The 24694-nt window shown below is 58.9% G+C and carries 27 protein-coding genes; 21 read left to right on the plus strand and 6 right to left on the minus strand.

From position 1 onward, the window contains the following. The first annotated feature begins 9 nt into the window (after positions 1-9). The 14 genes from rplF (at position 10) to bfr (ending at position 8804) form a co-directional block, all read left to right on the plus strand. Positions 10-543 carry a 50S ribosomal protein L6 gene (gene rplF / locus AC07OP_RS24480; RefSeq protein WP_003176412.1) on the plus strand — a complete coding sequence of 178 codons (534 nt, stop codon included), beginning with the start codon at positions 10-12 and terminating at the stop codon, positions 541-543. 10 nt (positions 544-553) lie between these two features. Next, entirely contained in the window at positions 554-904 is a 351-nt protein-coding gene (gene rplR, locus AC07OP_RS24485) for a 50S ribosomal protein L18 (protein ID WP_003186037.1), read from the plus strand. A 3-nt stretch (positions 905-907) separates the two neighbouring features. Next, entirely contained in the window at positions 908-1408 is a 501-nt protein-coding gene (gene rpsE, locus AC07OP_RS24490; RefSeq protein WP_003186035.1) for a 30S ribosomal protein S5, read from the plus strand. A 2-nt stretch (positions 1409-1410) separates the two neighbouring features. Continuing rightward, positions 1411-1587 (plus strand): 50S ribosomal protein L30, encoded by a 177-nt coding sequence (rpmD, locus tag AC07OP_RS24495; protein ID WP_003176408.1) that lies wholly within the window; start codon positions 1411-1413, stop codon positions 1585-1587. A gap of 3 nt (positions 1588-1590) precedes the next feature. Next, a complete protein-coding gene (gene rplO, locus AC07OP_RS24500; RefSeq protein ID WP_003176407.1) occupies positions 1591-2028 on the plus strand; it encodes a 50S ribosomal protein L15 in 438 nt (145 codons plus the stop codon). Beyond that, on the plus strand, positions 2029-3357 hold the full coding sequence (gene secY / locus AC07OP_RS24505) for a preprotein translocase subunit SecY (RefSeq protein ID WP_003176406.1): 1329 nt from the start codon (positions 2029-2031) through the stop codon (positions 3355-3357). Positions 3358-3384: 27 nt separating this feature from the next. Next, on the plus strand, positions 3385-3501 hold the full coding sequence (gene rpmJ / locus AC07OP_RS24510; RefSeq protein WP_002555468.1) for a 50S ribosomal protein L36: 117 nt from the start codon (positions 3385-3387) through the stop codon (positions 3499-3501). A gap of 129 nt (positions 3502-3630) precedes the next feature. Continuing rightward, the gene (gene rpsM, locus AC07OP_RS24515; protein ID WP_024077676.1) at positions 3631-3987 is read left to right on the plus strand and encodes a 30S ribosomal protein S13; all 357 of its coding nucleotides are present in this window, start codon (positions 3631-3633) and stop codon (positions 3985-3987) included. A 30-nt stretch (positions 3988-4017) separates the two neighbouring features. Beyond that, positions 4018-4407, plus strand: coding sequence for a 30S ribosomal protein S11 (gene rpsK / locus AC07OP_RS24520; RefSeq protein WP_002555466.1), 390 nt, complete (start codon positions 4018-4020; stop codon positions 4405-4407). A gap of 18 nt (positions 4408-4425) precedes the next feature. Further along, positions 4426-5046, plus strand: a complete 621-nt coding sequence (rpsD, locus tag AC07OP_RS24525; protein ID WP_003176404.1) for a 30S ribosomal protein S4 — start codon at positions 4426-4428, stop codon at positions 5044-5046. A 22-nt stretch (positions 5047-5068) separates the two neighbouring features. Beyond that, entirely contained in the window at positions 5069-6070 is a 1002-nt protein-coding gene (locus tag AC07OP_RS24530) for a DNA-directed RNA polymerase subunit alpha (protein ID WP_003176403.1), read from the plus strand. 41 nt (positions 6071-6111) lie between these two features. Next, positions 6112-6498 carry a 50S ribosomal protein L17 gene (rplQ, locus tag AC07OP_RS24535; protein ID WP_003176402.1) on the plus strand — a complete coding sequence of 129 codons (387 nt, stop codon included), beginning with the start codon at positions 6112-6114 and terminating at the stop codon, positions 6496-6498. A 237-nt stretch (positions 6499-6735) separates the two neighbouring features. Then, on the plus strand, positions 6736-8184 hold the full coding sequence (locus AC07OP_RS24540) for a catalase (protein ID WP_495102511.1): 1449 nt from the start codon (positions 6736-6738) through the stop codon (positions 8182-8184). Between the two features lie 155 nt (positions 8185-8339). Beyond that, complete coding sequence (gene bfr, locus AC07OP_RS24545; protein ID WP_017525959.1) at positions 8340-8804, plus strand: bacterioferritin; 465 nt, start codon at positions 8340-8342, stop codon at positions 8802-8804. 63 nt (positions 8805-8867) lie between these two features. Here bfr and uvrA read toward each other — a convergent pair whose 3' ends face one another. Further along, entirely contained in the window at positions 8868-11702 is a 2835-nt protein-coding gene (uvrA, locus tag AC07OP_RS24550) for an excinuclease ABC subunit UvrA (protein ID WP_495102510.1), read from the minus strand. Positions 11703-11880: 178 nt separating this feature from the next. Here uvrA and AC07OP_RS24555 point away from each other — a divergent pair, with 178 nt between their 5' ends. The 3 genes from AC07OP_RS24555 (at position 11881) to tam (ending at position 14766) form a co-directional block, all read left to right on the plus strand. After that, entirely contained in the window at positions 11881-13275 is a 1395-nt protein-coding gene (locus tag AC07OP_RS24555; RefSeq protein ID WP_015886131.1) for an MFS transporter, read from the plus strand. A 9-nt stretch (positions 13276-13284) separates the two neighbouring features. Next, a complete protein-coding gene (locus AC07OP_RS24560) occupies positions 13285-13800 on the plus strand; it encodes a single-stranded DNA-binding protein (protein WP_003232445.1) in 516 nt (171 codons plus the stop codon). 204 nt (positions 13801-14004) lie between these two features. Next, positions 14005-14766 carry a trans-aconitate 2-methyltransferase gene (gene tam / locus AC07OP_RS24565; RefSeq protein WP_408012714.1) on the plus strand — a complete coding sequence of 254 codons (762 nt, stop codon included), beginning with the start codon at positions 14005-14007 and terminating at the stop codon, positions 14764-14766. 21 nt (positions 14767-14787) lie between these two features. Here the strand turns inward: tam and AC07OP_RS24570 are convergent, their stop codons facing one another. Continuing rightward, positions 14788-15351, minus strand: a complete 564-nt coding sequence (locus tag AC07OP_RS24570) for a cysteine hydrolase family protein (protein ID WP_027605170.1) — start codon at positions 15349-15351, stop codon at positions 14788-14790. 96 nt (positions 15352-15447) lie between these two features. Here AC07OP_RS24570 and AC07OP_RS24575 point away from each other — a divergent pair, with 96 nt between their 5' ends. The 3 genes from AC07OP_RS24575 (at position 15448) to AC07OP_RS24585 (ending at position 18433) form a co-directional block, all read left to right on the plus strand. Further along, a complete protein-coding gene (locus AC07OP_RS24575; RefSeq protein ID WP_495102509.1) occupies positions 15448-16407 on the plus strand; it encodes a GlxA family transcriptional regulator in 960 nt (319 codons plus the stop codon). Positions 16408-16578: 171 nt separating this feature from the next. After that, on the plus strand, positions 16579-17688 hold the full coding sequence (locus AC07OP_RS24580; RefSeq protein WP_495102508.1) for a DUF3182 family protein: 1110 nt from the start codon (positions 16579-16581) through the stop codon (positions 17686-17688). After that, positions 17678-18433, plus strand: coding sequence for an alpha/beta hydrolase family protein (locus tag AC07OP_RS24585; RefSeq protein ID WP_092490068.1), 756 nt, complete (start codon positions 17678-17680; stop codon positions 18431-18433). Before AC07OP_RS24580 ends, AC07OP_RS24585 begins: the two co-directional genes overlap by 11 nt. Before the next feature lie 5 nt (positions 18434-18438). On the opposite strand, the gene AC07OP_RS24590 is transcribed toward AC07OP_RS24585, so the two are convergent. From AC07OP_RS24590 to AC07OP_RS24605, 4 genes are read right to left on the minus strand one after another with little or no spacing between them, the layout of a single operon-like run. Further along, on the minus strand, positions 18439-19395 hold the full coding sequence (locus AC07OP_RS24590; RefSeq protein ID WP_495102507.1) for a lysylphosphatidylglycerol synthase domain-containing protein: 957 nt from the start codon (positions 19393-19395) through the stop codon (positions 18439-18441). Continuing rightward, a complete protein-coding gene (gene clsB, locus AC07OP_RS24595; RefSeq protein WP_495102506.1) occupies positions 19385-20647 on the minus strand; it encodes a cardiolipin synthase ClsB in 1263 nt (420 codons plus the stop codon). The genes AC07OP_RS24590 and clsB overlap by 11 nt, the downstream gene beginning before the upstream one ends. Continuing rightward, a complete protein-coding gene (locus AC07OP_RS24600; RefSeq protein ID WP_027605176.1) occupies positions 20644-21420 on the minus strand; it encodes an endonuclease/exonuclease/phosphatase family protein in 777 nt (258 codons plus the stop codon). The genes clsB and AC07OP_RS24600 overlap by 4 nt, the downstream gene beginning before the upstream one ends. After that, the gene (locus AC07OP_RS24605) at positions 21417-22343 is read right to left on the minus strand and encodes a DUF72 domain-containing protein (protein ID WP_495102505.1); all 927 of its coding nucleotides are present in this window, start codon (positions 22341-22343) and stop codon (positions 21417-21419) included. Before AC07OP_RS24605 ends, AC07OP_RS24600 begins: the two co-directional genes overlap by 4 nt. Positions 22344-22586: 243 nt before the next feature. Here AC07OP_RS24605 and AC07OP_RS24610 point away from each other — a divergent pair, with 243 nt between their 5' ends. Next, positions 22587-24692, plus strand: a complete 2106-nt coding sequence (locus tag AC07OP_RS24610; RefSeq protein ID WP_495102504.1) for a mechanosensitive ion channel family protein — start codon at positions 22587-22589, stop codon at positions 24690-24692. Positions 24693-24694 lie beyond the last annotated feature (2 nt).

The raw sequence follows: 24694 nt of genomic DNA on the forward strand, positions 1-24694 counted from the left end.
GGGATAAGCATGTCTCGCGTCGCTAAGAACCCCGTTAAGCTGCCAGCCGGTGTCGAAGTCAAATTCGCAGGCCAACAGCTTTCGGTGAAGGGTGCCAAGGGCACTCTTGAACTGAATATCCATTCGTCCGTTGAGATCGTTGAAGAAGCTGGTGAGCTGCGTTTCGCTGCTCGCAATGGCGATCAACAAACTCGCGCAATGGCTGGTACCACGCGTGCGTTGGTAAACAACATGGTCCAAGGCGTAAGCCAAGGCTTCGAGCGTAAGCTCCAGCTGGTCGGTGTTGGTTACAAAGCGCAAGCAAAAGGCACGGTTTTGAACCTGGCCCTTGGCTTCTCGCACCCAGTGGATTACGAACTGCCGGAAGGCATCACCGCTGAGACTCCTAGCCAGACCGATATCCTGATCAAGGGCATCGATAAGCAACTGGTAGGTCAAGTGGCTGCTGAGATCCGCGACTTCCGTCCACCAGAGCCGTACAAAGGCAAAGGTGTGCGCTACGCGGACGAAGTCGTCCGTCGTAAAGAAGCCAAGAAGAAGTAGGGCATAGCAAATGACCGACAAAAAAGTTACTCGACTGCGTCGCGCTCGCAAAGCACGCCTGAAAATGCACGAACTCGAAGTCGTGCGTCTCTGCGTGTTCCGCTCGTCGCAGCACATCTACGCCCAGGTCATCTCGGCCGACGGCAACAAAGTCCTGGCCAGCGCCTCGACTTTGGATAAAGAACTGCGTGATGGTGCCACTGGCAACATCGACGCGGCCACAAAGGTTGGCCAGCTGGTCGCTACGCGTGCTAAGGCCGCTGGCGTCTCGCAAGTGGCTTTCGACCGCTCTGGCTTCAAGTACCACGGCCGCGTTAAAGCGCTGGCTGATGCTGCTCGTGAAGCTGGGCTGGAGTTCTAAGTTATGTCAAATAACGACCAAAAGCGCGACGAAGGCTACATTGAGAAGCTGGTTCAAGTTAACCGCGTAGCCAAAACCGTTAAAGGCGGCCGTATCTTCACTTTCACCGCGTTGACCGTGGTGGGTGATGGTAAAGGGCGCGTTGGCTTCGGCCGTGGCAAGTCACGTGAAGTGCCTGCTGCGATCCAGAAGGCAATGGAAGCTGCTCGTCGCAACATGATCCAAGTTGATCTGAACGGCACCACGCTGCAGTACGCAATGAAGTCCGCTCACGGCGCTTCGAAGGTGTACATGCAGCCTGCTTCTGAAGGTACCGGTATCATCGCTGGCGGCGCTATGCGTGCTGTCCTCGAGGTTGCTGGCGTTCAGAACGTTCTGGCCAAGTGCTATGGCTCGACTAACCCGGTAAACGTGGTTCACGCCACTTTCAAGGGTTTGAAAGCTATGCAATCTCCTGAATCCATTGCCGCCAAGCGTGGCAAAAGCGTCAAGGAGATCTTCTGATCATGGCTACCGTTAAAGTAACGCTGATCAAAAGCATGACCGGCCGCATCCCTAACCACAAATTGTGCGTTAAGGGTTTGGGTCTGCGTCGCATCGGTCACACTGTAGAAGTCCAGGATACTCCCGAGAATCGCGGGATGATCAACAAGGCTTACTACATGCTGCGTGTCGAGGGTTAATCGATGAAACTCAATGATCTGAGTCCAGCGCCGGGTTCCCGTCGCGAAAAGCATCGTCCGGGCCGTGGTATCGGTAGCGGTTTGGGTAAGACTGGTGGCCGTGGCCACAAAGGTCAAACCTCCCGCTCCGGTGGCACCATTGCTCCAGGCTTTGAAGGCGGTCAACAGCCGCTGCATCGTCGCCTGCCTAAGTTCGGCTTCGTTTCCCTGAAGGCCATGGACCGCGCAGAAGTGCGTCTGTCCGAGCTGGCTAAAGTGGAAGGCGACATCGTTACTGTGCAGACCCTGAAAGATGCCAACGTGATCAACGTCAACGTACAGCGTGTGAAAATCATGCTGTCCGGTGAAGTGACTCGCGCTGTCACTATCGGCAAGGGAATCGGCGCCACCAAAGGTGCGCGTTCGGCTATCGAAGCAGCTGGCGGCAAGTTCGAGGAATAAATGGCTAAGCAAGGTGCTCTCTCAGCGCTCGGCAAAGGCGGTATGTCTGAACTTTGGGCTCGTCTGCGTTTTCTGTTCCTGGCGATTATCGTCTACCGAATAGGCGCACACATCCCGGTTCCAGGTATCAACCCGGACCGACTCGCAGACCTGTTTCGACAGAATGAGGGGACCATTCTTAGCTTGTTCAACATGTTTTCTGGCGGTGCGCTGGAACGGATGAGCATTTTTGCACTGGGGATCATGCCGTACATCTCGGCATCGATCATCATGCAACTGATGACCGCCGTCAGCCCGCAGCTGGAGCAGTTGAAGAAGGAAGGTGAAGCTGGCCGTCGCAAGATTAGCCAGTACACCCGCTACGGCACTGTCATCCTCGCCCTGGTCCAGGCTATCGGCATGTCCGTTGGCCTGGCGGGGCAGGGTGTTGCGTTCACTGGTGACTTTGGCTTCCATTTCGTCGCGGTATCCACGTTTGTGGCTGGTGCGATGTTCATGATGTGGCTGGGTGAGCAGATTACTGAGCGTGGTGTTGGTAACGGTATCTCGATGTTGATTTTCGCAGGTATCGTCGCCGGTCTTCCGAGAGCAATCGGGCAGTCTTTCGAGTCTGCACGTCAGGGTGATATCAATATCTTCGCCCTGGTTGCCATCGGTTTGCTGGCAGTAGCGATTATCGGTTTTGTGGTGTTCATTGAGCGTGGCCAGCGTCGTATTGCTGTTCACTACGCCAAGCGTCAGCAGGGCCGTAAGGTTTTTGCTGCGCAGACCAGCCACTTGCCGCTGAAAGTGAATATGGCCGGTGTTATTCCGGCAATTTTCGCGAGCAGCATTTTGCTGTTTCCGGCTTCGTTGGGTACCTGGTTTGGTCAGTCTGAAAATATGGGCTGGCTGCAGGACCTCTCTCAGTCGATCGCTCCTGGTCAGCCGTTGAATATTCTGCTGTTTAGTGCAGGGATTATTTTCTTCTGCTTCTTCTATACGGCGTTGATGTTCAATCCGAAAGACGTAGCGGAAAACCTGAAGAAGTCCGGTGCCTTTATTCCGGGTATTCGTCCAGGTGAGCAGTCGGCACGCTACATTGATGGCGTTCTGACTCGTTTGACCCTGTTCGGTGCTCTATATATGACGGCCGTGTGCTTGTTGCCCCAGTTCCTGGTGGTTGCAGCAAACGTTCCGTTCTACCTTGGCGGGACCTCGTTGCTGATCGTGGTCGTGGTTGTGATGGACTTCATGTCCCAAGTACAATCGCACCTCGTTTCGCACCAGTACGAATCCCTGATGAAGAAAGCCAACCTGAAGGGTTACGGCAGCGGCATGTTGCGCTGAGTACCCATAAGGTTCGAGGAGTTGGTGATGAAAGTTCGTGCATCGGTGAAAAAGCTGTGCCGTAACTGCAAGATTATTCGCCGCGAAGGTGTTGTTCGAGTAATTTGCAGCGCGGAACCGCGTCACAAACAGCGCCAAGGCTGAGTGTGATCCGCTTGAAGCCCGGCAGCTAGTGCGCTGCCGGGTTGATTATTTGTTATTACAGCGATATTATCTCGCGCCCTATTTCTTGGCTTCCGGGGCGTAGGTAGCTGTCAATTGGAGTCCCACTGAATGGCCCGTATTGCAGGCGTTAACATTCCAGATAACAAGCACACTGTTATCTCGCTGACCTACATCTATGGTGTTGGTCGCACTACTGCGCAGAAAATTTGCGCAGTTGCTGGGGTAAACCCAGCCGCTAAGATCAAGGATCTGAGCGACGAGCAGATTGAATTGCTGCGTGGCGAAGTGGCGAAGTTCACCACTGAAGGTGACCTGCGTCGCGAAATCAACATGAAAATCAAGCGTTTGATGGACCTCGGTTGCTATCGCGGTCTGCGTCATCGTCGTGGTCTTCCAGTGCGCGGTCAGCGTACCAAGACTAACGCGCGTACCCGTAAAGGTCCGCGTAAGCCGATCCGCAAGTAATCGCCCCAGCGAATCGACAGGAAAATTATCATGGCAAAACCTGCTGCTCGTCCTCGTAAAAAAGTTAAAAAGACAGTGGTTGATGGCATCGCCCACATCCATGCATCTTTTAACAACACCATCGTGACCATCACCGACCGTCAAGGTAACGCGCTTTCTTGGGCTACCTCCGGTGGTTCGGGTTTCCGCGGTTCCCGCAAGTCCACGCCGTTTGCTGCTCAAGTAGCTGCTGAACGTGCTGGTCAAGCTGCGCTGGAATATGGCCTGAAAAACCTCGACGTTAACGTCAAAGGTCCAGGTCCAGGTCGTGAGTCTGCTGTCCGTGCTTTGAACGGCTGTGGCTATAAGATCGCCAGCATCACCGACGTGACGCCAATCCCGCACAACGGGTGCCGTCCGCCGAAGAAGCGCCGCGTGTAATCCAGGAGATTGTAAAGAATGGCTCGTTACATTGGTCCAAAATGCAAACTCGCTCGTCGCGAAGGCACCGATCTCTTCCTGAAGAGCGGCGTGCGCGCGATCGAATCGAAGTGCAACATTGAAGCAGCACCTGGTATCCACGGCCAACGCCGCGGTCGCCAGTCCGATTACGGCACCCAACTGCGTGAAAAGCAGAAGGTCCGTCGTATCTACGGCGTTCTCGAGCGTCAGTTCAGCGGCTACTACAAAGAAGCTGCTGGCAAGAAAGGTGCAACCGGTGAAAACCTGCTGCAACTGCTCGAATGCCGTCTGGACAACGTTGTATACCGTATGGGCTTTGGTTCGACTCGTGCCGAATCCCGTCAGCTGGTATCGCACAAGTCGATCAGCGTTAACGGTCAGACCGTAAACGTTCCGTCCTACCAGGTTCGTGCTGGTGACGTGGTCGCAGTTCGCGAGAAAGCAAAAAACCAACTTCGCATTGTCCAAGCTCTCGATCTGTGTGCCCAACGTGGCCGCGTAGAATGGGTAGAAGTAGACACTGAGAAGAAGTCGGGCGTTTTCAAGAACGTTCCTGCTCGCAGTGATCTGTCCGCCGACATCAACGAAAGCCTGATTGTCGAGCTCTACTCCAAGTAAGGGCTAGAAAATAGGTGCATCCATGCAGATTTCGGTAAATGAGTTCCTGACACCCCGCCACATTGATGTGCAGGTTGTCAGTCCAACCCGCGCCAAGATCACTCTCGAGCCTCTCGAGCGTGGTTTTGGCCACACCCTGGGCAACGCGCTGCGCCGCATCCTGTTGTCCTCAATGCCCGGCTGTGCAGTAGTCGAGGCCGAGATTGACGGTGTGCTCCACGAGTACAGCGCCATCGAAGGTGTACAGGAAGACGTAATTGAAATCCTGTTGAACCTTAAAGGTCTGGCTATCAAGCTGCACGGCCGTGACGAAGTTACGCTGACCTTGTCGAAGAAGGGTTCGGGGGTGGTTACCGCTGCCGATATTCAGCTGGATCATGATGTCGAGATCGTTAACCCCGATCACGTAATCGCTAACCTGGCGTCTAACGGCGCCCTGAACATGAAGCTCACCGTAGCTCGTGGTCGTGGTTATGAACCGGCCGACTCGCGTCAGAGCGATGAAGACGAAAGCCGCAGCATTGGTCGCTTGCAGCTTGACTCTTCGTTCAGCCCGGTTCGCCGTATCGCATACGTGGTGGAAAACGCCCGTGTCGAGCAGCGTACTAACCTGGACAAGCTGGTTATTGATCTGGAAACCAACGGTACTCTGGATCCTGAAGAGGCTATCCGCCGCGCTGCAACCATTCTGCAACAGCAGTTGGCTGCGTTCGTCGACCTCAAAGGTGACAGCGAACCAGTGGTAATCGAGCAGGAAGACGAGATCGATCCGATCCTGCTTCGCCCGGTTGACGATCTGGAACTGACTGTACGTTCGGCTAACTGCCTTAAGGCGGAAAACATTTACTACATCGGCGACCTGATTCAGCGTACCGAAGTAGAACTGTTGAAGACTCCGAACCTGGGCAAGAAATCCTTGACTGAAATCAAGGACGTTCTGGCCTCCCGCGGTCTGTCCCTCGGCATGCGCCTCGACAACTGGCCGCCTGCAAGTCTTAAGAAGGACGACAAGGCGACTGCCTGATCGTCGTAATCACCGAACGTGAGTTTGGTAAGGAATGAACCATGCGTCATCGTAAAAGTGGTCGTCACCTGAGCCGTACCAGCTCGCACCGCAAGGCCATGTTTCAAAACATGGCGGTGTCGCTGTTCGAGCACGAGCTGATCAAAACTACACTGCCGAAAGCTAAAGAACTGCGTCGCGTTGCTGAGCCGCTGATCACTTTGGCCAAGACAGACAGCCTGGCTAACCGCCGTCTGGCTTTCGACCGTACTCGTTCGAAAGCTATCGTTGGTAAGCTCTTCAACGACCTGGGCAAGCGTTACGCTACCCGTGAGGGTGGCTACCTGCGCATCCTCAAGTGCGGTTTCCGCGCTGGCGACAACGCGCCTATGGCGTACGTCGAGTTGGTTGATCGTGCTACTGCCGGCGAAGCTGTAAGCGCCGAGTAAGACGACAAGCTGTAACGAAGAACCGGGCCTAGTGCCCGGTTTTTTGTGCGCGTAACAAAAGCGCGATGTGTACAAGCTTCCTCAGACAGCGCTCAGCACTATGTGCGCGGGGGTATTGTTAGTTATTCTCTATTGAAGCTTACGATTTAATGAATTTGTAGGTGTCATGTTGATGGTCAATACTCCCTCCAAGCCGATTAGCCGGCAGTTCCAAGTCCGACCTGAGGAAAATTGAGCATGAGCCAGAATAAAATCCTTACCACCGCCAGCGGCGCTCCCGTTGCGGATAACCAGAATTCCCGTTCAGCCGGCCCGCGCGGCCCGCTGCTTCTTGACGATTTTCACCTGATCGAGAAACTTGCCCATTTCAACCGTGAAAACATCCCTGAGCGTCGCGTACACGCCAAAGGGTCGGGTGCCTACGGTACTTTTACGGTCACCCGGGACATCACCCAGTACACCAGCGCCAAATTGTTCGAGTCCGTTGGTAAGCAAACTCCAACGTTCCTGCGTTTCTCTACTGTGGGCGGTGAACGTGGTTCCGCAGACACCGAGCGCGATCCCCGTGGTTTTGCCTTGAAGTTCTACACCGAAGAAGGTAATTGGGACATCGTGGGTAACAACACACCGGTGTTCTTCATACGCGATCCGCTGAAATTCCCCGATTTCATCCACACTCAGAAGCGGTTACCGCAAAGCAACCTGAAAAGCGCGCAAATGATGTGGGACTTCTGGTCGCACTCTCCAGAAGCGCTGCACCAGGTCACCATTCTGTTTTCGGATCGTGGTATTCCCGATGGCTACCGTCATATGCATGGCTTTGGCAGCCACACCTACAGCTTGATTAACGCCCGCGGTGAGCGGCACTGGGTGAAGTGGCACTACAAAACCAAGCAAGGCATCAAGAACCTGGCGCCGGCTGAGGCGGCCCGCCTGGCCGGTACTGATCCTGATTACGCCCAGCGTGATTTGTTTGGTGCGATCGAGCGCGGTGACTTCCCGAAATGGCGGGTTTGCATCCAGGTCATGACCGAGGGCCAGGCGAACGCCCATTACGAGAATCCGTTTGATGTGACCAAAACCTGGTCGCAGAAAGAATTCCCGTTGATTGAGGTGGGTGAGTTGGAACTTAACCGCAACCCGCAGAACTACTTCGCTGAAGTAGAGCAGGCTGCATTTGGCCCAAGCAACATGGTTCCAGGTGTTGGCCTGTCGCCAGACCGTATGCTTCAAGGTCGTGTTTTCGCTTACGCAGATGCTCACCGCTACCGTGTGGGTACCAACCACCAGCAATTGCCGGTGAATGCTCCGCGCAGCCCGGTCAACAGCTACCAGCGTGATGGTTCGATGGCGTTTGGCAGCAATGGTGGGGCGACACCGAACTACGAACCGAACAGCTACGCCGAAGCTCCGAAGCAAGCGTCACAGTACGCCGAGCCTGCATTGCCCTTGAGCGGTGCGGCTGATCGTTACGATCACCGTGAAGATACCGACTATTACAGCCACGCCGGTGCGTTGTTTCGCCTGATGAGCGATGAGCAGAAAGCGTTGCTCACCAGCAATATCGCAGGGGCAATGGGCGGAGTTTCCGATGATGTGGTCCAGCGTCAATTGCAGCACTTCTACAAGGCGGATCCTGCTTATGGAGAAGCAATCGCAAAGGCACTGGGTGTATCGCTTAACTGACTCTAAACGATAAGCAGAACCGCCCTCATTTGGGCGGTTTTTGCGTTATTTCAGCTACTTTTCTGCGGAAATCTTCACTTTTCTGCCGTTAGTCCCGTGACCTCCGAGTCAGCATGGTTCAAACTACAGACTTTCAAGCAGGGAGATGTAGGGCGATGCAAGGTCACCCCGACGTAATCGATTACCTCAACACGTTGCTGACGGGCGAACTGGCAGCTCGTGATCAATATTTCATCCACTCGCGCATGTACGAAGACTGGGGTTTTACCGAACTCTACGAGCGTATCAACCACGAAATGGAAGAAGAGGCACAGCACGCCGATGCACTGATGCGCCGTATCCTGATGCTCGAAGGTACGCCACGTATGCGTCCCGACGATCTGGATGTGGGTACCAGCGTACCTGACATGCTTGCAGCCGATCTTCGTCTTGAATACAAGGTGCGTGCCGCTCTCTGCAAGGGCATCGAGCTCTGCGAACAGCACAGCGACTTCGTCACGCGGGAAATCCTGCGCGTGCAGTTGAACGATACCGAAGAAGATCACACCTACTGGCTGGAAAAGCAGTTGGGCTTGATCAAGCTGATTGGCCTGGAAAACTACCTGCAATCGCAGTTCTGATTTCCTACAAAAAAGCCCCTGTCACCTCAGCAGTGACAGGGGCTTTTTATTGAGCCTGATAAATCAGGCCCGGTCGCGCGCCAGCAATGGTTTCAAGTAGTAACCCGTATGCGATTGTGGCATCTCGGAGACCTGCTCCGGCGTACCCACCGCAATGATCTGGCCGCCCTTGGATCCGCCTTCCGGCCCTAGATCCACCAGCCAGTCGGCCGTCTTGATCACATCCAGGTTGTGCTCGATCACCACCACGGTGTTGCCGTGATCACGCAAGCGGTGCAACACATCCAGCAATTGCTGAATATCAGCAAAGTGCAGGCCGGTTGTCGGTTCGTCCAGGATATACAAGGTCTTGCCCGTATCGCGTTTGGACAACTCGCGAGACAGCTTCACCCGCTGCGCCTCACCACCGGACAGCGTGGTCGCCGACTGCCCCAGCTTGATATATGACAGGCCCACATCCATCAGCGTCTGCAGCTTGCGCGCAAGCGCCGGAACCGCATCAAAGAACACCCGCGCTTCTTCGATGGTCATCTCCAGGGTTTCGTGGATGCTCTTGCCCTTGTACTTGATTTCCAGGGTTTCGCGGTTGTAACGCTTGCTCTTGCACACATCGCACGGCACGTAGATGTCCGGGAGGAAATGCATCTCCACCTTGATCAGGCCATCGCCCTGGCACGCTTCACAGCGACCGCCCTTGACGTTGAACGAGAACCGGCCTGGCCCGTAGCCCCGTGAACGGGATTCCGGCACGCCAGCAAACAGCTCACGAATAGGCGTGAACAGCCCGGTGTAGGTCGCCGGGTTGGAGCGCGGTGTGCGGCCAATCGGGCTTTGGTCGATATCGACCACCTTGTCCAGGTGTTCCAGGCCCTTGATGCTGTCGTGCGCGGCGGCTTCCAGGGTGGTGGCGCCGTTCAAGGCGGTGGCACTCAAGGGGAACAGCGTGTTGTTGATCAGCGTCGACTTGCCTGAGCCGGAAACACCGGTCACGCAGGTCAGCAGGCCCAGTGGTATTTCCAGGTCAACATTGCGCAAGTTGTTGCCACGCGCGCCCTTGAGGTGCAATGCCATCTTCTTGTTGCGCGGTGTACGCTTGGCTGGCACTGCGATCTTCACGCGGCCGGACAGGTACTTGCCGGTCAACGAGTCGGGATGTGCCATTACCTCCGCAGGCGTGCCCTCGGCGACAATATGTCCTCCATGCACGCCGGCGCCTGGGCCAATATCCACCACATAGTCCGCCAGGCGAATCGCGTCTTCATCGTGCTCGACCACGATCACCGTATTGCCGATATCCCGCAGGTGCTTCAGCGTGCCCAGCAGGCGATCGTTATCCCGCTGGTGCAGGCCAATCGAAGGCTCATCGAGGATGTACAACACCCCCACCAGGCCGGCACCAATCTGGCTGGCCAGGCGAATTCGCTGCGCTTCACCACCGGACAACGTATCCGCGCTGCGATCCAGCGACAGATAGTCCAGGCCAACGTTAACCAGGAACTGCAAGCGCTCGCGGATCTCCTTGAGGATCTTGTCGGCAATTTCCCCACGGCGTCCGGTGAGCTTCAGTACACCAAAGTATTCACAGGCATCGCCGATCGGCAGGTTGGTCACCGCCGGCAACGTCTTCTCACCCACCCATACATGCCGCGCCTCACGGCGCAGGCGAGTGCCCCGGCAATCCGGGCAAGGTTGGGTGCTGAGGAATTTTGCCAGCTCCTCGCGCACACTCGCCGATTCAGTCTCGCGGTAGCGCCGCTCCAGGTTCGGCACGATGCCTTCGAACGGGTGGGAGCGCTTGACGATGTCGCCACGGTCGTTCAAGTACTTGAAGTCGACGTTCTGCGAGCCGCTGCCATTAAGGATGACTTTCTGCTGGTCTGCTGGCAGTTGGTTGAAAGGTACTTCAAGGCTGAACTTGTAATGGGCCGCCAACGACCCGAGCATCTGGAAGTAGTAGACGTTACGCCTGTCCCAGCCGCGTATCGCGCCCTCCGCCAATGTCAGGTCGCCGTTGACCAGGCGCTTGATGTCGAAGAATTGCTTCACGCCCAGGCCATCGCAGGTCGGGCAGGCCCCGGCCGGGTTGTTGAAGGAGAACAGCTTGGGCTCCAGCTCGCTGATGGCGTGGCCACAGATCGGGCAGGCAAAGCGCGCGGAGAAGATGATCTCTTCACCCGGCTCATCATCCATCGGTGCCACCAGGGCAATGCCATCCGCCAGCTTCAACGCGGTCTCGAACGATTCGGCCAGACGCTGCTGCAGGTCGGCCCGCACCTTGAAGCGATCGACTACTACGTCAATCGAGTGCTTCTTCTGCTTGTCGAGTTTCGGCGCTTCGTCCAGCTCATACAGCTTGCCGTTGATACGCGCACGTACGAAACCTTGAGCACGCAGCTCTTCGAATACAGAGAGGTGTTCGCCCTTGCGCTCGCGAATCACCGGCGCCAGCAGCATCAGCTTGGCACCTTCCGGTTGGGCCAGTACCAGGTCGACCATCTGGCTGACGGTCTGGGCTTCCAGCGGAATGTCGTGGTCCGGGCAACGGGGGATACCCACCCGCGCGTACAGCAGGCGCAGGTAGTCGTAGATTTCGGTGATGGTGCCCACGGTGGAACGCGGGTTGTGGGAGGTCGACTTCTGCTCGATGGAAATCGCCGGCGACAGGCCTTCGATGGTGTCGACGTCCGGCTTTTCCATCATCGACAGGAACTGACGGGCATAGGCCGACAGCGATTCCACATAGCGACGCTGACCTTCGGCATACAGCGTGTCGAACGCCAGGGACGATTTGCCGGAGCCGGACAAGCCGGTGATGACGATCAGCTTGTCCCGGGGCAGGGTCAGGTCGATGTTCTTCAGGTTGTGGGTTCTAGCCCCACGAATCAGGATCTTGTCCAAGATGGCCTCGCACGGCGGGCGTAAATAATGCAGGAGTATACGGATAAAGACTGGATGAATATACACTGTCAAAGTGCCGGGTGCAGCCTTACATGAAAGCTGCGCGGCAAAGCGCCGCATATACCCTCTCAATCGATGGGACTGGTAGAATCGCCGCCGGTTCACACGAGGTTTTTCCATGCACGATCCCCACAGCGAACGCATGAGTAGCGGCGAGACCCGAGCAGCAAGCGGTCTGGCCCTGGTGTTCGCGTTCCGTATGCTTGGCATGTTCATGGTGTTGCCGGTACTGGCTACCTATGGAATGGATCTGGCAGGCGCGACCCCCGCACTGATCGGCCTGGCGATTGGCGCCTATGGCCTGACCCAGGCGATTTTTCAGATCCCGTTCGGAATCATTTCCGACCGCATTGGCCGGCGTCCGGTGATTTACCTCGGGTTGATTGTCTTCGCCCTCGGCAGCGTGCTCGCGGCACAATCCGATTCGATCTGGGGCGTGATCGCCGGACGCATCCTGCAAGGTGCCGGGGCGATTTCCGCTGCCGTCATGGCGCTGCTGTCCGACCTGACCCGTGAGCAACACCGCACCAAGGCCATGGCCATGATCGGCATGACCATCGGTCTGTCGTTCGCCGTGGCCATGGTCGTGGGCCCGTTGCTGACGCGTGCCTTTGGCTTGCATGGCTTGTTCCTTGCCACCGGCGGCATGGCGTTGTTCGGGATCGTGATCGTGGCCTTCATGGTGCCGCGCTCCACCGGCACGTTGCAGCACCGTGAGTCGGGCGTCGCACGCAAGGCCCTGTTGCCGACGCTCAAGCACCCGGACCTGTTGCGCCTGGATTTAGGTATCTTCGTATTACACGCAATGCTGATGTGCAGCTTCGTCGCCTTGCCCCTGGCGCTGGTGGAAAAAGCCGGGCTGCCCAAGGAACAGCACTGGTGGGTCTACCTCACGGCACTGCTGATTTCGTTCTTCGCCATGATCCCGTTCATTATCTATGGCGAGAAGAAACGCAAAATGAAACGAGTTTTGCTCGGCGCCGTCGCGACATTGATGCTCACTGAACTATTCTTCTGGCAGTTCGGCGACAGCCTACGGGCGCTGGTCATCGGTACGGTGGTGTTCTTCACCGCGTTCAACCTGCTGGAGGCTTCGTTGCCTTCGCTGATCAGTAAAGTTTCACCGGCCGGTGGCAAGGGCACGGCGATGGGGGTGTATTCCACCAGCCAGTTCCTGGGTTCGGCGTTGGGCGGCATCATGGGCGGCTGGATGTTCCAGCATGGCGGTTTGTCGGTTGTGTTCCTTGGATGCGCCGGGCTGGCTGCACTTTGGTTGGCCTTTGCTGTTACCATGCGCGAACCTCCCTACGTCACAAGCCTGCGTTTGCCGCTATCGCCTGAGGCGATCCGTGAAAGCGGCCTGGTAGAGCGCCTGAAGGCCGTCGTAGGGGTAACGGATGCTGTCGTGGTCGCGGAAGAGGCGGCCATTTACATCAAATTGGACACCGAATTATTGGATCGCGCGACGCTCGAGCAACTGGTCAACCCAGTGCCGACAGCGCGCCCAGCATAGGAGAACGTTATGGCCCGTGGGGTTAACAAAGTCATATTGGTCGGTACATGCGGCCAGGATCCCGAAGTTCGCTACTTGCCTAACGGTAACGCCGTGACCAACCTGAGTCTGGCGACCAGCGAACAGTGGACCGACAAGCAGACCGGCCAGAAGGTCGAGAAAACCGAATGGCACCGTGTGTCGATGTTCGGCAAGGTGGCAGAGATCGCCGGTGAATACCTGCGCAAAGGTTCGCAGGTCTACATCGAAGGCAAGCTGCAAACCCGCGAGTGGGAAAAAGACGGCATCAAGCGTTACACCACTGAAATCGTGGTCGACATGCAAGGCACCATGCAACTGCTGGGCGGTCGTCCACAGGGTGACCAACAAGGCCAGGGCGGTATGTCCAACTCGGCACCGCGTCCACAGCAGTCGCGTCCGCAGCCAAGCCAGCAGCCACAGCGTGAGTCGCGTCCAGCGCCGCAACAGGCCGCTCCGCAACCGGCTCCGGATTTCGACAGCTTTGATGACGATATTCCGTTCTAGGATATCGCTCGGCGCAATCCGTATAGCTTTCCCAAAAAGCCCCGTGAGCCCTGCTCTCGGGGCTTTTTTGTAATTTCGTGATGCATGAAGCTGCACCCGTAACGGATTAAATCATGGGATGGACGATCGCCGGCCCCGACATTTGTCCTCAGGGGCCACTCGATTTAGGCTGTAACCCACTTCCATAGAACAAGGAGAGCCGCGATGACCTGGTCTGCCAAGCAATACACGATGTTTGAACAACAACGCACTCGTCCGGTCCGTGACCTGGTCGCGGCCATTCCGAATACCGCGGTGCACACAGCGGTGGACCTGGGTTGCGGCCCCGGCAACTCCACCCAAGTATTGGCCGAACGTTTCCCGCAGGCGCAGGTGACGGGCCTGGACAGTTCCGAGGATATGCTGGTCGACGCCCGCAAACGCCTGCCCGCGCTGAACTTTGAGCTGGCGGACATCGGTGCCTGGAGTCCGTCGCAGACATTCGACGTGATCCTCGCCAACGCCTCGCTGCAATGGCTGCCAAACCACGCCACGCTCTATCCGCATCTGGTCGACCAGTTGACGCCTGGCGGCACGCTCGCCGTACAAACCCCGGACAACCTCAATGAACCCGCACACCGGCTGGCGCGCGAAGTGGCGGCAGATGGCCCATGGGCGGCAAAGATCGGCGCGTTCCAACACAATGAGCGCCACTCGGTGAGCTACTACTACGAGTTGCTGAGCCAACACTGCAGTACCGTGGATGTGTGGCACACCACGTACCAGCACCCGCTGTCGGATCATGCCGCTGTGGTGGAGTGGTTCAAGGGCTCGGGCTTGCGACCCTTTCTCGCGCCACTGAGCGATAGCGAAAAAGCCGCTTTCCTACAGGAATACCAGGCGCGGATTACACAGGCTTATCCAGCGCTAGGCGATGGCACCGTATTACTGCCTTTCCCGCGTCTGTTTATCATCGCGACCCGCTGACGGCACAGAAGCAAGCAGCGCTTACGCCGCTGCTGCTTGCGCCTTCAAATACTCATCCGCCGACACCACACCTGCGTAGCCAAACGCCAGCGACGCCATATACGCTCCATGCACCTGCGCCGCCGGAATCACCTGCCCGTTGAATTCCAGGTCGCGGGTGGCGCACGCGTCATGAATCACCGTGACCTTGTAGCCCAGGTCCGCTGCGGCCCGCACCACCGCATCGATGCACATATGGCTCATGCTGCCGACCACCACCAGTTCGGTGATGCTGCGCTGTTCCAGCAGGGCGCGTAGAGGGGTTTCGCGGAACGCATTCACGAAATGTTTAAGCACCACCGGCTCGCTGCCCTCGTTCAGCACCTTGGGGTGCAAATAGGCGCCCTCAGAGTTCGGCGTGAAAAACGGTGCATCCTCGGACGTGAACTCATGGCGCACATGAATCACTGCCTCCCCGTTCTGGCGAAACGCCTGGAGCACCTGCGCAGCCTTGTCCGCGGCGGCTTCCACGCCATCGAGCGGCCACTTGCCTTGAGGGAAGTAGTCGTTCTGGATATCGATTAGGATGAGCGCTTGCTTGGCCATGGGTATTGCCTCGTGATGGGTTGATGGGGCCAGTATGTTAGCTGGCGCCGGGGCGGGGGATTGGCTGCACCGACAATAACAGGGGGAAAACTGACAATGGCGGTTGTTGAGCTGGGCGTGTTGATCTACCACGGTGCGCAGTTGGCAGCGGTGCATGGGCTGACCGATCTGTTCGGTGTCGCCAACCGGATCGCCGCCGAGCATCAATCCGCACAGTTGCCGTTGCTGCGGGTGAGCCACTGGCAGGTGGATGGCGATGGTATACCCACGCGGGTATTCGACAGCCACCCAGGGCCTGAGCAACCGATGATGGCGGTGCTGGTGCCGCCTTCAATCGGCGAGTTCACCGAAGACCAGGCGCCGCCTGCACTGCTCGAGTGGATTCGTCAGCAACACGCTGCGGGCACCGTGCTCGGTGGCGTGTGCATCGGTTCGATCCTGCTGGCGCGCAGCGGTCTGTTGGACGGGCGCAGCGCCACCACGCATTGGTCCTCAGCCAAATCCTTCGCGACCCGTTATCCGGCCGTACGCCTTGAGGCGGATAAACCGATCGTCGATGACGGCGACCTGATCACCACCGCCGGGCTGATGGCCTGGTCCGAGCTGGGCCTGCGCCTGGTCGACCGCCTGATGGGCCCCAGCGTCGCCGCCGCTACCGCGCGTTTCCTGGTGATCGAGCACAGCGACAGTGCCAGCCAGTGCGGCAGCAACTTTGCGCCGATCCTCAGCCATGGCGATGCGGCCATCCTCAAGGTCCAGCATTGGTTGCAAGCCAGTGGCGCGGTGGATGTGTCCGTGGCCGCCATGGCGCAAGAGGCGGGGTTGGAAGAGCGCACGTTCCTACGGCGTTTTCGCAGTGCCACGGGATTGAAACCCACCGAATACTGCCAGCATTTGCGCGTCGGCAAAGCGCGGCAAATGCTGGAGTTCACCACCGCCACCATCGACCACATCGCCTGGACCGTGGGGTATCAGGACCCTGGTGCGTTTCGCGCCACCTTCAAGAAGATCACCGGTTTGGCACCCAGTGATTACCGCAGCCGTTTTGGCGTGTGAATCGTGCAGAACGCCCCACGGTCAGGGTGGTGTCGTGCAGAATAATACAGGCCAACTGCTATCGCTTTTTGCGCAAGCGATTGATTTCAAAGCCATCACTTTTGAACCTGCGTTGGCCTGATCCCTGCAACCTTCCACCCACACACATGGCGGGATGGCCAAGGGGGATGCATGACCCCGACTCAACGCAAGAAATGGGTAGTTGCTCACTCCACGCGAGAGGGCGCTCCCCTGCATGAAGTCGAAACCAACCGAGCCCTTGCGCGGTGGCTGGCGCAAATCCTTGGGCTCAAGTACGGCGGTGATTACGATCCACGCAAACACGCCGGCCGTGAACGCTACCTGCTTCCCACGCAAACACTGATTGGCCCTGCACAGGTGCTGGCCCTTGATATCAAGGGTCCCGAAGACCTGTGGGGCGGTTATGTGGAGCATGATTTCATCGGCACCAAAGCCATCAGTCACGGCCTGCTGGGCCCGGACGCCGCAGCTCCCGAAGGCTGGTCGCCCTTGTTCTGCGAGCGCGTGCGCGACGTTGTGCTGGACGGCCTGAGCGTATTTGCGCTCAACGATGCACAGGAAGCCGCCAAACGCCTGCTCTACAGCGGGCCGATCCGCCTGAAGCCGGTGCATGCCTGCGCCGGGCGCGGCCAAGAGGTTATCCACAGCCTGGATGAGTTCGAGGCCGTGCTGGCGCGCCCCGAAGCGGCCCGGATGTTCAGCGAAGGCGTCGTGCTGGAACAAGACCTGCACGATGTGGTCACCCATAGTGTGGGCCAGAGTTTTATCGGCGATCACGTCATCAGCTACTGCGGCGAGCAATACCTGACCCAGGACGGACAGGGCGAGGAAGTCTACGGTGGCTCCAACCTGTTGGTGGTGCCTGGCGGTTATGACGATTTGCTCAAGCTCAAGCTGCCCGGCGACGTGCGCCAAGCCATCGAGCAAGCCCAGGTCTTCGACGCGGCCGCCGATGAGGCTTACCCGGGTTTCTACGCGTCCCGGCGCAACTACGATATCGCCCAGGGCCTCGACAGCGACGGCCAGCGGCGCAGTGGTGTGCTTGAACAATCCTGGCGCATGGGTGGCGCCAGCAGCGCGGAAGTCGCGGCGCTGCAGAGCTTTATCAACCACCCGGGCCTCAAGGCCATTCAGGTGTCTTCGGTAGAAACATACGTGGACCAGGCGCTGCCCGCGGATGCTATCGAGGTGTACCGAGGCCCGGCGGAAAACAGCGACTTTCTTCTCAAGTACGTGACGGTTAAATCTTATGACGGCTAGAAGCGAAAGCATTGCGATCGACATCGACGACGAACAGATGAGCGGCACGTTCCTCAGCCCCAAATCGAAGGTGCCGGGGGTGTTATTCGTGCACGGCTGGGGCGGTAGTCAGGAGCGTGACCTGGAGCGCGCCAAAGGTATCGCCGGCCTGGGATGCGTGTGCCTGACGTTCGATCTGCGTGGCCACGCGGGCACAGGTATCCCGTTGTCCCGCGTCACCCGGGAAGACAACCTGCGCGATCTGCTGGCGGCCTACGACCGACTGCTCTCGCACCCGGCCATCGACACCTCGGCGGTGGCGGTGGTGGGCACCAGCTATGGCGGCTACCTGGCGGCGATTCTCACCTCATTGCGCCCGGTGCGCTGGCTGGCGCTGCGCGTGCCGGCGCTGTACCGCGACCAGGAATGGCTCAAGCCCAAGCGTGACCTCGATAAGGCCGACCTGATGGATTACCGCAGCACCCTGGTGCACGCCGAAACCAACCGCGCGCTGCATGCCTGCGCGCAATTTACCGGTGATGTGCTGATTGTCGAATCGGAAACCGACGACCATGTGCCCCACGCCACCATCATGAGCTACCGCGCGGCGTGCCAGCACACGCACTCCCTGACGCACCGCATCATCGATGGTGCCGACCACTCCCTGAGCGATCCAGTGTCACAACAGGCCTACACCTCGATCCTGGTGGACTGGATCACCGAGATGGTGGTGGGCGAGCGGTTGAGCATCATCCAGTCCCAGTAACGCGATCATGCCGGTGTTTTCTTCACCCGTAATGCCTTGGCTTTGGCCTCGACACCGAGGTACATCACCAGGGCGATCAGCAGCGGCAGGATAAAGTAGATGGCGCGATAGGCGATCAGCCCGGCCAGCAAACTGCCGCGCGACGCTTCATGTTGCAGCAGTGCGATAAACACCGCTTCCAGTACCCCGAGCCCGGCGGGGATATGGGTGATGACACCGGCGATCGCGCTGATCAGCAGCACGCCCAGCACCAGCGGGTAGTCCAGCTTGGCGGGCAACAAGGTGAAAATCACCGCCGCCATCAGCGACCAGTTCAACGCGCCCAATGCCAACTGCAAGCAGGCCATGCGCAGCGACGGCAGGTTGATCTCGATGCCGCGAATCGACCATGCACGCTTTGTCGAGAATTGGCACGCCGCCAGATAGCCCAGGCTCGCCAGCACCAACAGCACACCCACGCCCTGCAGGGCGCCGCTGCTGAGCTTCCAGCCCGGCGGCATGGTCACCAGGCCGCTGCTGAACACCACCCCGGCCAATGCCATATAGCCGAACCAATTGGTGGCCAGGCTCAGCCCGAGAATCTTGGCGATATTGCCGGTGCTCACCCCCAGCCGCGAATACAGCCGATAGCGCATGGCGATTCCGCCGACCCAGGCACTCAGGTTCAGATTGAACGCATAGCTGATGATCCCGACCGGCAGGATCTGCTTCCAGCGCAGCGGTTGGCGAATGTAGGTGCGGCCGATCAAGTCGAAGCAGGCGTAGACGATAAAGCTGCATAACGTCAGCGTGCCCGCGATCAGCAGGGTGCGCAGCTTGAAATCGCCCAGAGTCTGGAACACTTCGCTCCAGTCGATACGCCTTGCGAGCAGGGTGAACAGCACGATCAGCAGCACGAAGAACGCCACGGTCAGCGGTTTCTTCCAGCGCTTGAAGCGGGAACCGTTGGCTTCAGATGTCATGGGTTCGAGCCTCGAAGGGTTTCAACCGTGGCTTGTGCGCCGGCAACCAGCCGGTCAGCGCGGGGAAGTGGCGCATCACATGGAACACCAGGAAACCGACGGTCAGTCGCCATAGCCACAGGCGCGGCTTGCGGTTTTCCGGCATGGTCTGGCAATGCTCCTTGGCGAGTGCGTCCAGGCGTTCGTACAGTTGCTGATTGAACGCCCGGTCACGAATCAGCACGTTGGCCTCCAGGTTCAGCGACAGGCTCAACGGGTCGAGGTTGCTCGAACCCACGGTGCTCCACTCGTCATCCACCAGCGCAACCTTGCCGTGCAGCGGGCGCTGGCAATATTCATGAATCACCACGCCATCCTTGAGCAAGTAGTCGTAGAGCATGCGCGCGGCCAGCTTGGCCAGCAGCACATCGGGCTGGCCCTGCATGATCAATTGCACCTTCACGCCACGGCGCGCCGCATTGCGGATCTCGCGCAGCAGGCGGTAACCGGGGAAGAAGTAGGCATTGGCAATCACCGCGCGTTCCTGGGCTTTGCTCAAGGCATGGATGTAGGCCTCTTCAATGTCGTCGCGGTGCTGCAGGTTGTCGCGGTAAATCAGGCGCACCAGGCCGTCGCCTGTATCGGTCGGCCAAGGCGATGGCCGTTGCTGGCGCCGTCGCCAACCGCGCCGCGTGCGCACCTGGCGGCCGCTTTGGGCGAGGGCGAAATGATGCAGGTCGGCCACCGCCGGGCCTATCACCTGCACCGCGTAATCCTGCTTGGCCTCGGGGCCGAAATCCCCCAGGTGATCGGCAGAAAAATTGATCCCGCCGATAAACGCCACGGCGGCATCCACCACCACGATCTTGCGGTGCAGGCGGCGAAACCAGTTGGTGCGAATACCCAGGGTCTTGGACGCCGGGTCAAACATCTGCACGGTCACCCCGGCCTGGGCCAATTCGCCGAGAAAAGCGCGGCTCAGTTCACCGCAGCCAAAGCCATCCAGGCTGACCACCACCTTGACCCCACGCTGCGCCGCGTCGATCAAGATGCGTTGCAGCTCATGGCCGACCTTGTCTTCGAAGAGGATAAAGGTCTCCAGCAGGATTTCCCGCTGCGCCCCGCGCAAGGCGTCGAACACTTTGGGAAAGTAGGCCTCGCCGTTCTCCAGCAACTCGAGCCGGTTGTCCGGCTGCCAGCCGTAATCGACGTCGCGGGCCTTGGCTTCATCCGGCGGCTGGTCGGTAGCAATGTGCTCAACGGCAATGTTCATAGTTCAATCTCCACCGACAGGGGCACGTGGTCTGACAGATGGGACCAGGGGCGGGTGGTCAGCACCTTGGGGTTATGAATCTTTAGATTGCGCACATAGATGCGGTCCAGCGCCAGCAGCGGCAGGCGCGCCGGAAAGGTGCGTGCGAGTTTGCCGTGGGCCTGCATGAAGACTTCCTGCAGGCCGCTCTGGCTGAGGTCGGCGCGTTGGCGCCAGTCATTGAAATCGCCGGCTACCACCAACGGCGCATCCGCCGGGATCTCGCTGATACGCTGCTCCAGCAAGCGCAATTGCTGCTGGCGATGCACCTCGCGCAAGCCCAGGTGGATGCAGATCGCATGCACTTCCTGTCCGGTGCCAGGCAAGCGCAGCACGCAATGCAACAGACCACGGTTTTCATGGCCGCTTTGGGAAATATCGAGGTTGTCGTAGCGCACGATCTGGAATTTCGACAGCAACGCATTGCCATGGTCGCCATGGGGGTAGACCGCGTTGCGCCCGTAGGCGAACTGCGGCCAGATGCTGTCGGCGAGGAACTCGTACTGCGGCATGTTCGGCCAGTCGCTGTAGCGCTGGGGATGGCGCTCGTGGGTGCCGTGGATTTCCTGCAGGAACACCATATCAGCGCCCACACTGCGTACTGCTTCGCGCAGTTCCGGCAGGATGAAACGTCGGTTCAAGGCGGTGAAGCCCTTGTGGATATTGACCGTCAGCACCGTGAAGTGGGTGATGGCGACGGTGGGCGTAATGGGGACCCATTCCGGATGCGTCATGGCAACACCCCCGGTTCAGGCAACTTGCCGGGCTCGGTGGAAAGCTGCCTGTCCAGCCCGAAACGCTGCAGCAAGTGGCGTGCATCGAAGGGCGCACGCACTTTGATGTCATTGTCGAAAAAGCAAAACACATCCCGCTGTTTGCGGGCGCGCGGTTTGTGCTGCGGGGCGGCCAGGTGCGCATCGGCCGGTTGCTTGCCGTGGGCCCAACGTTCGATGCGATCGCCCCAGCGCTTGAGGGCTTCATCGGTATAACCGCTGGCGTACAGCTGCTTGTCGCCGTGCAAACGCAAGTACATGAAGTTGGCGGTAACATCTTCGAGATACGGCCACTTGCCGGCGGTGTCTGCCACCACCAGCGCCACGTCGTGCTTTTCCAGCATCTGCACAAACTCCGGCACCGCAAAACTGTTATGACGAATCTCCACCGCGTGGCGCAGGGCGCGCTTGCCGTGGGCCTGCAGGCTGGCCTTGCCGTTCAGGCGCGGCTCATGCTGGTGGGCGAGGGTGGCGGCCTGCCGGGTGTCGGTGGGCAATTCGGCGAGGAAGGCTTCGAACAGCCGCGGATCGAATTTAAAGCTGGGCGGAAACTGCCACAGGATCGGGCCGAGTTTGTCTTTCAGCTCCAGCACTCCGGAGGCGAAGAAGTTCGCCATCGGCTTGTGCACATCCTGCAGGCGCAGGATATGCGTGATGTAGCGCGGTGCCTTGACACTGAACATGAAGTCTTCAGGCGTCTGGGCATACCACTCGGCGTAACGCTTGGGAGTTTGCAGCGCGTAGAACGAACCGTTGATCTCGATGCTGTTGACGGCGCGTGACGCAAACTGCAGCTCGCGTTTCTGGGTCAGCCCCTCGGGGTAGAAATCCCCCCGCCAAGGCGTGTAGCGCCAGCCGGAAATGCCGATATGAATCGCCGCCATGGTTACTCCCGTCGATGTGGGTCGATTGACCTCCGTTTTGGGATGACCGTGCAATTTGCGCGAAAGTTTCCACCGTCCTACAGACGGTGCAGGTTCAAAACTGTGCCGAAGGCCACCACGCCTCACCCCGGCATGCAGGCCGCATTTGATAGTTGCCCAAGCGGCAAAGATGCTGAAACAGGGGAACGATCAGTGCTCAAATCCGTCAGTTCCTTACAGACCCTTCTGAAGGAGCCCGGTGTTTTGCTGAATCTAAAGACTGCATTACTGCTCGGCGCGCTGCTGTTCTGCGGCAGCGGCGCACTGTACGCTGCGGCCACCGCGCCGGAGCCCGAGGCGCCGGCCAAACCGGAGTTGCTGGTGGAGGGTGGATTGCTCGGTGCCATCAGTTCCAGCATCGATGATGTGCAGAACAAGCTCGACCTCAATCAGAACCTCGTTGATGCCTGGCGCCTGCGCGCGGATCGGGCGGCGGATGAAGTCGGCCGGTTGGTTGACCAGACGTCGGAGCGTTCGCCGTGGAGCGTGGCCGGCGACTTCCTGCTGCTGTCCAGTGTGTGGATTGGCGCCTTCGCGCTGTTGACGTTGCTGGGGCGCTTTATCGTGCGGCGCTTGAACCGGCGCCCGTTCGTCGAGCGCCGCGGGCGCCTGCAAGGTGTACTGGGTTATGTTGTGCCCTACACGATCCCGGCGTTGATCTGCCTGCCGCTGACGCTCTATGTCAGTCACTTCCTGCCCACATCCATAGGTCGCGCCCTGGCGCTGTGCTTTGCCTATGCGACCAGCAGCGGCATCTTCTCCACGTCGATGCTGCTGTGCGTGATTGTGATGTTCAACGTCGGCCATAAGCGGCCGGCGGTGCAGATCATTCGCGACTACTGCCCCAAGCCGCTGTTCCTGATCGGCTTCCTCGCCGCCCTCAGCGACGCCCTGACCAGTCCGCAGATCGCCCGCCAGCTCGGCGGCAATATCACCAGCAGTATCGCGGTGTTTACCGGCCTGTTCGCGGCGGTGATCTTTGGCGTGCTGGTGGTGCGCCTGCGCCGCCCGGTGGCCCACCTGATCCGTAATCGACCGCTGGCCCAGCGCCTGAAACACCCGGCGTTGCAGCAATCGCTGCGGGTATTTTCCGGCCTTTGGTACTGGCCGATCCTGTTGATGGTGCTGGTCTCGGCGATCAACCTGATCGGCGCCGGCGACGACAACCAGAAAGCCCTGCGCTGCGCGCTGTTCACCACGATTCTGTTGATCGGCACGGTCTTCCTGAGCACGGTGCTGCAACACCTGTTCAAGTCCCGCAGCCAAGTGGCGATCCAACGCAGCAGTGCCTACAAGGAGCGTTTTCTCAGCCTGTTGCACGCGATCCTGCGTATCGTCATGGCCATCGCCTTTATCGAAATCCTCGGGCGCATCTGGGGCGTATCGCTGTTCGAATTTGCCCAGCGCAACTCGGTAGGCCGTGCGATCAGCGACTCCCTCAGCAGCATCGGCCTGATCCTGTTGATGACCTGGTTGTTCTGGGTCGTACTCGACACGGCGATCCAGGAAGCGTTGAAACCGCCGGTGAACAAACGCTCCAACCGCCAGCCCAGCACAAGGGTGAAGACCATCCTGCCGCTGCTGCGCAATGCGATCAAAATCATCCTGGTGGTGATCTGCGCAATCACCACCATGGCCAACCTGGGCATCAACGTCGCGCCGTTGCTGGCGGGGGCCGGTGTGGTCGGCCTGGCGATTGGTTTCGGCTCCCAGCAATTGGTGCAGGACGTGATCACCGGCCTGTTCATCATCATCGAAGACACCTTGTCCATCGGCGACTGGGTGGTGCTCGACTCCGGCCATGCCGGCACCGTCGAAGGCCTGACCATCCGCACCCTGCGCCTGCGCGACGGCAAGGGCTTTGTGCACTCGGTACCGTTCGGGCAGATCAAGGCGGTCACCAACCAGTCGCGGCAATTTGCCTATGCGTTCTTCTCGGTGCAGTTCACCTACGACACCGATGTGGACAAGGCCGTGGAGCTGATCCGCGAGGCCGGGCAGTCGATCCGCGACGATGTGTTCCTCAAGTACAACCTGCAAGGGCCGCTGGAGGTGTTTGGCGTCGACAAGATGGACCTCAATGGCGTGGTGCTCACGGCGCAGTTCCGTACCGTGTCGGGTGGGCAATACGCGGTGAGCCGTGCGTTCAACCAGCGTTTGAAAAAGCTTGTGGATAACTGCGATGAGGTGCACTTCGCGCAGACTTATCCACAGCAGGTGCTGTTGCCCAAGCGTACATCCCAGGTGGATGAGCCGGATGAAGAGGTGCCGGCGTCGGTGGTGTTGACGGAGCAGCCCAGGCCTCAATGAGG

The organism is Pseudomonas sp. GW821-FHT09D08 (assembly GCF_059416305.1).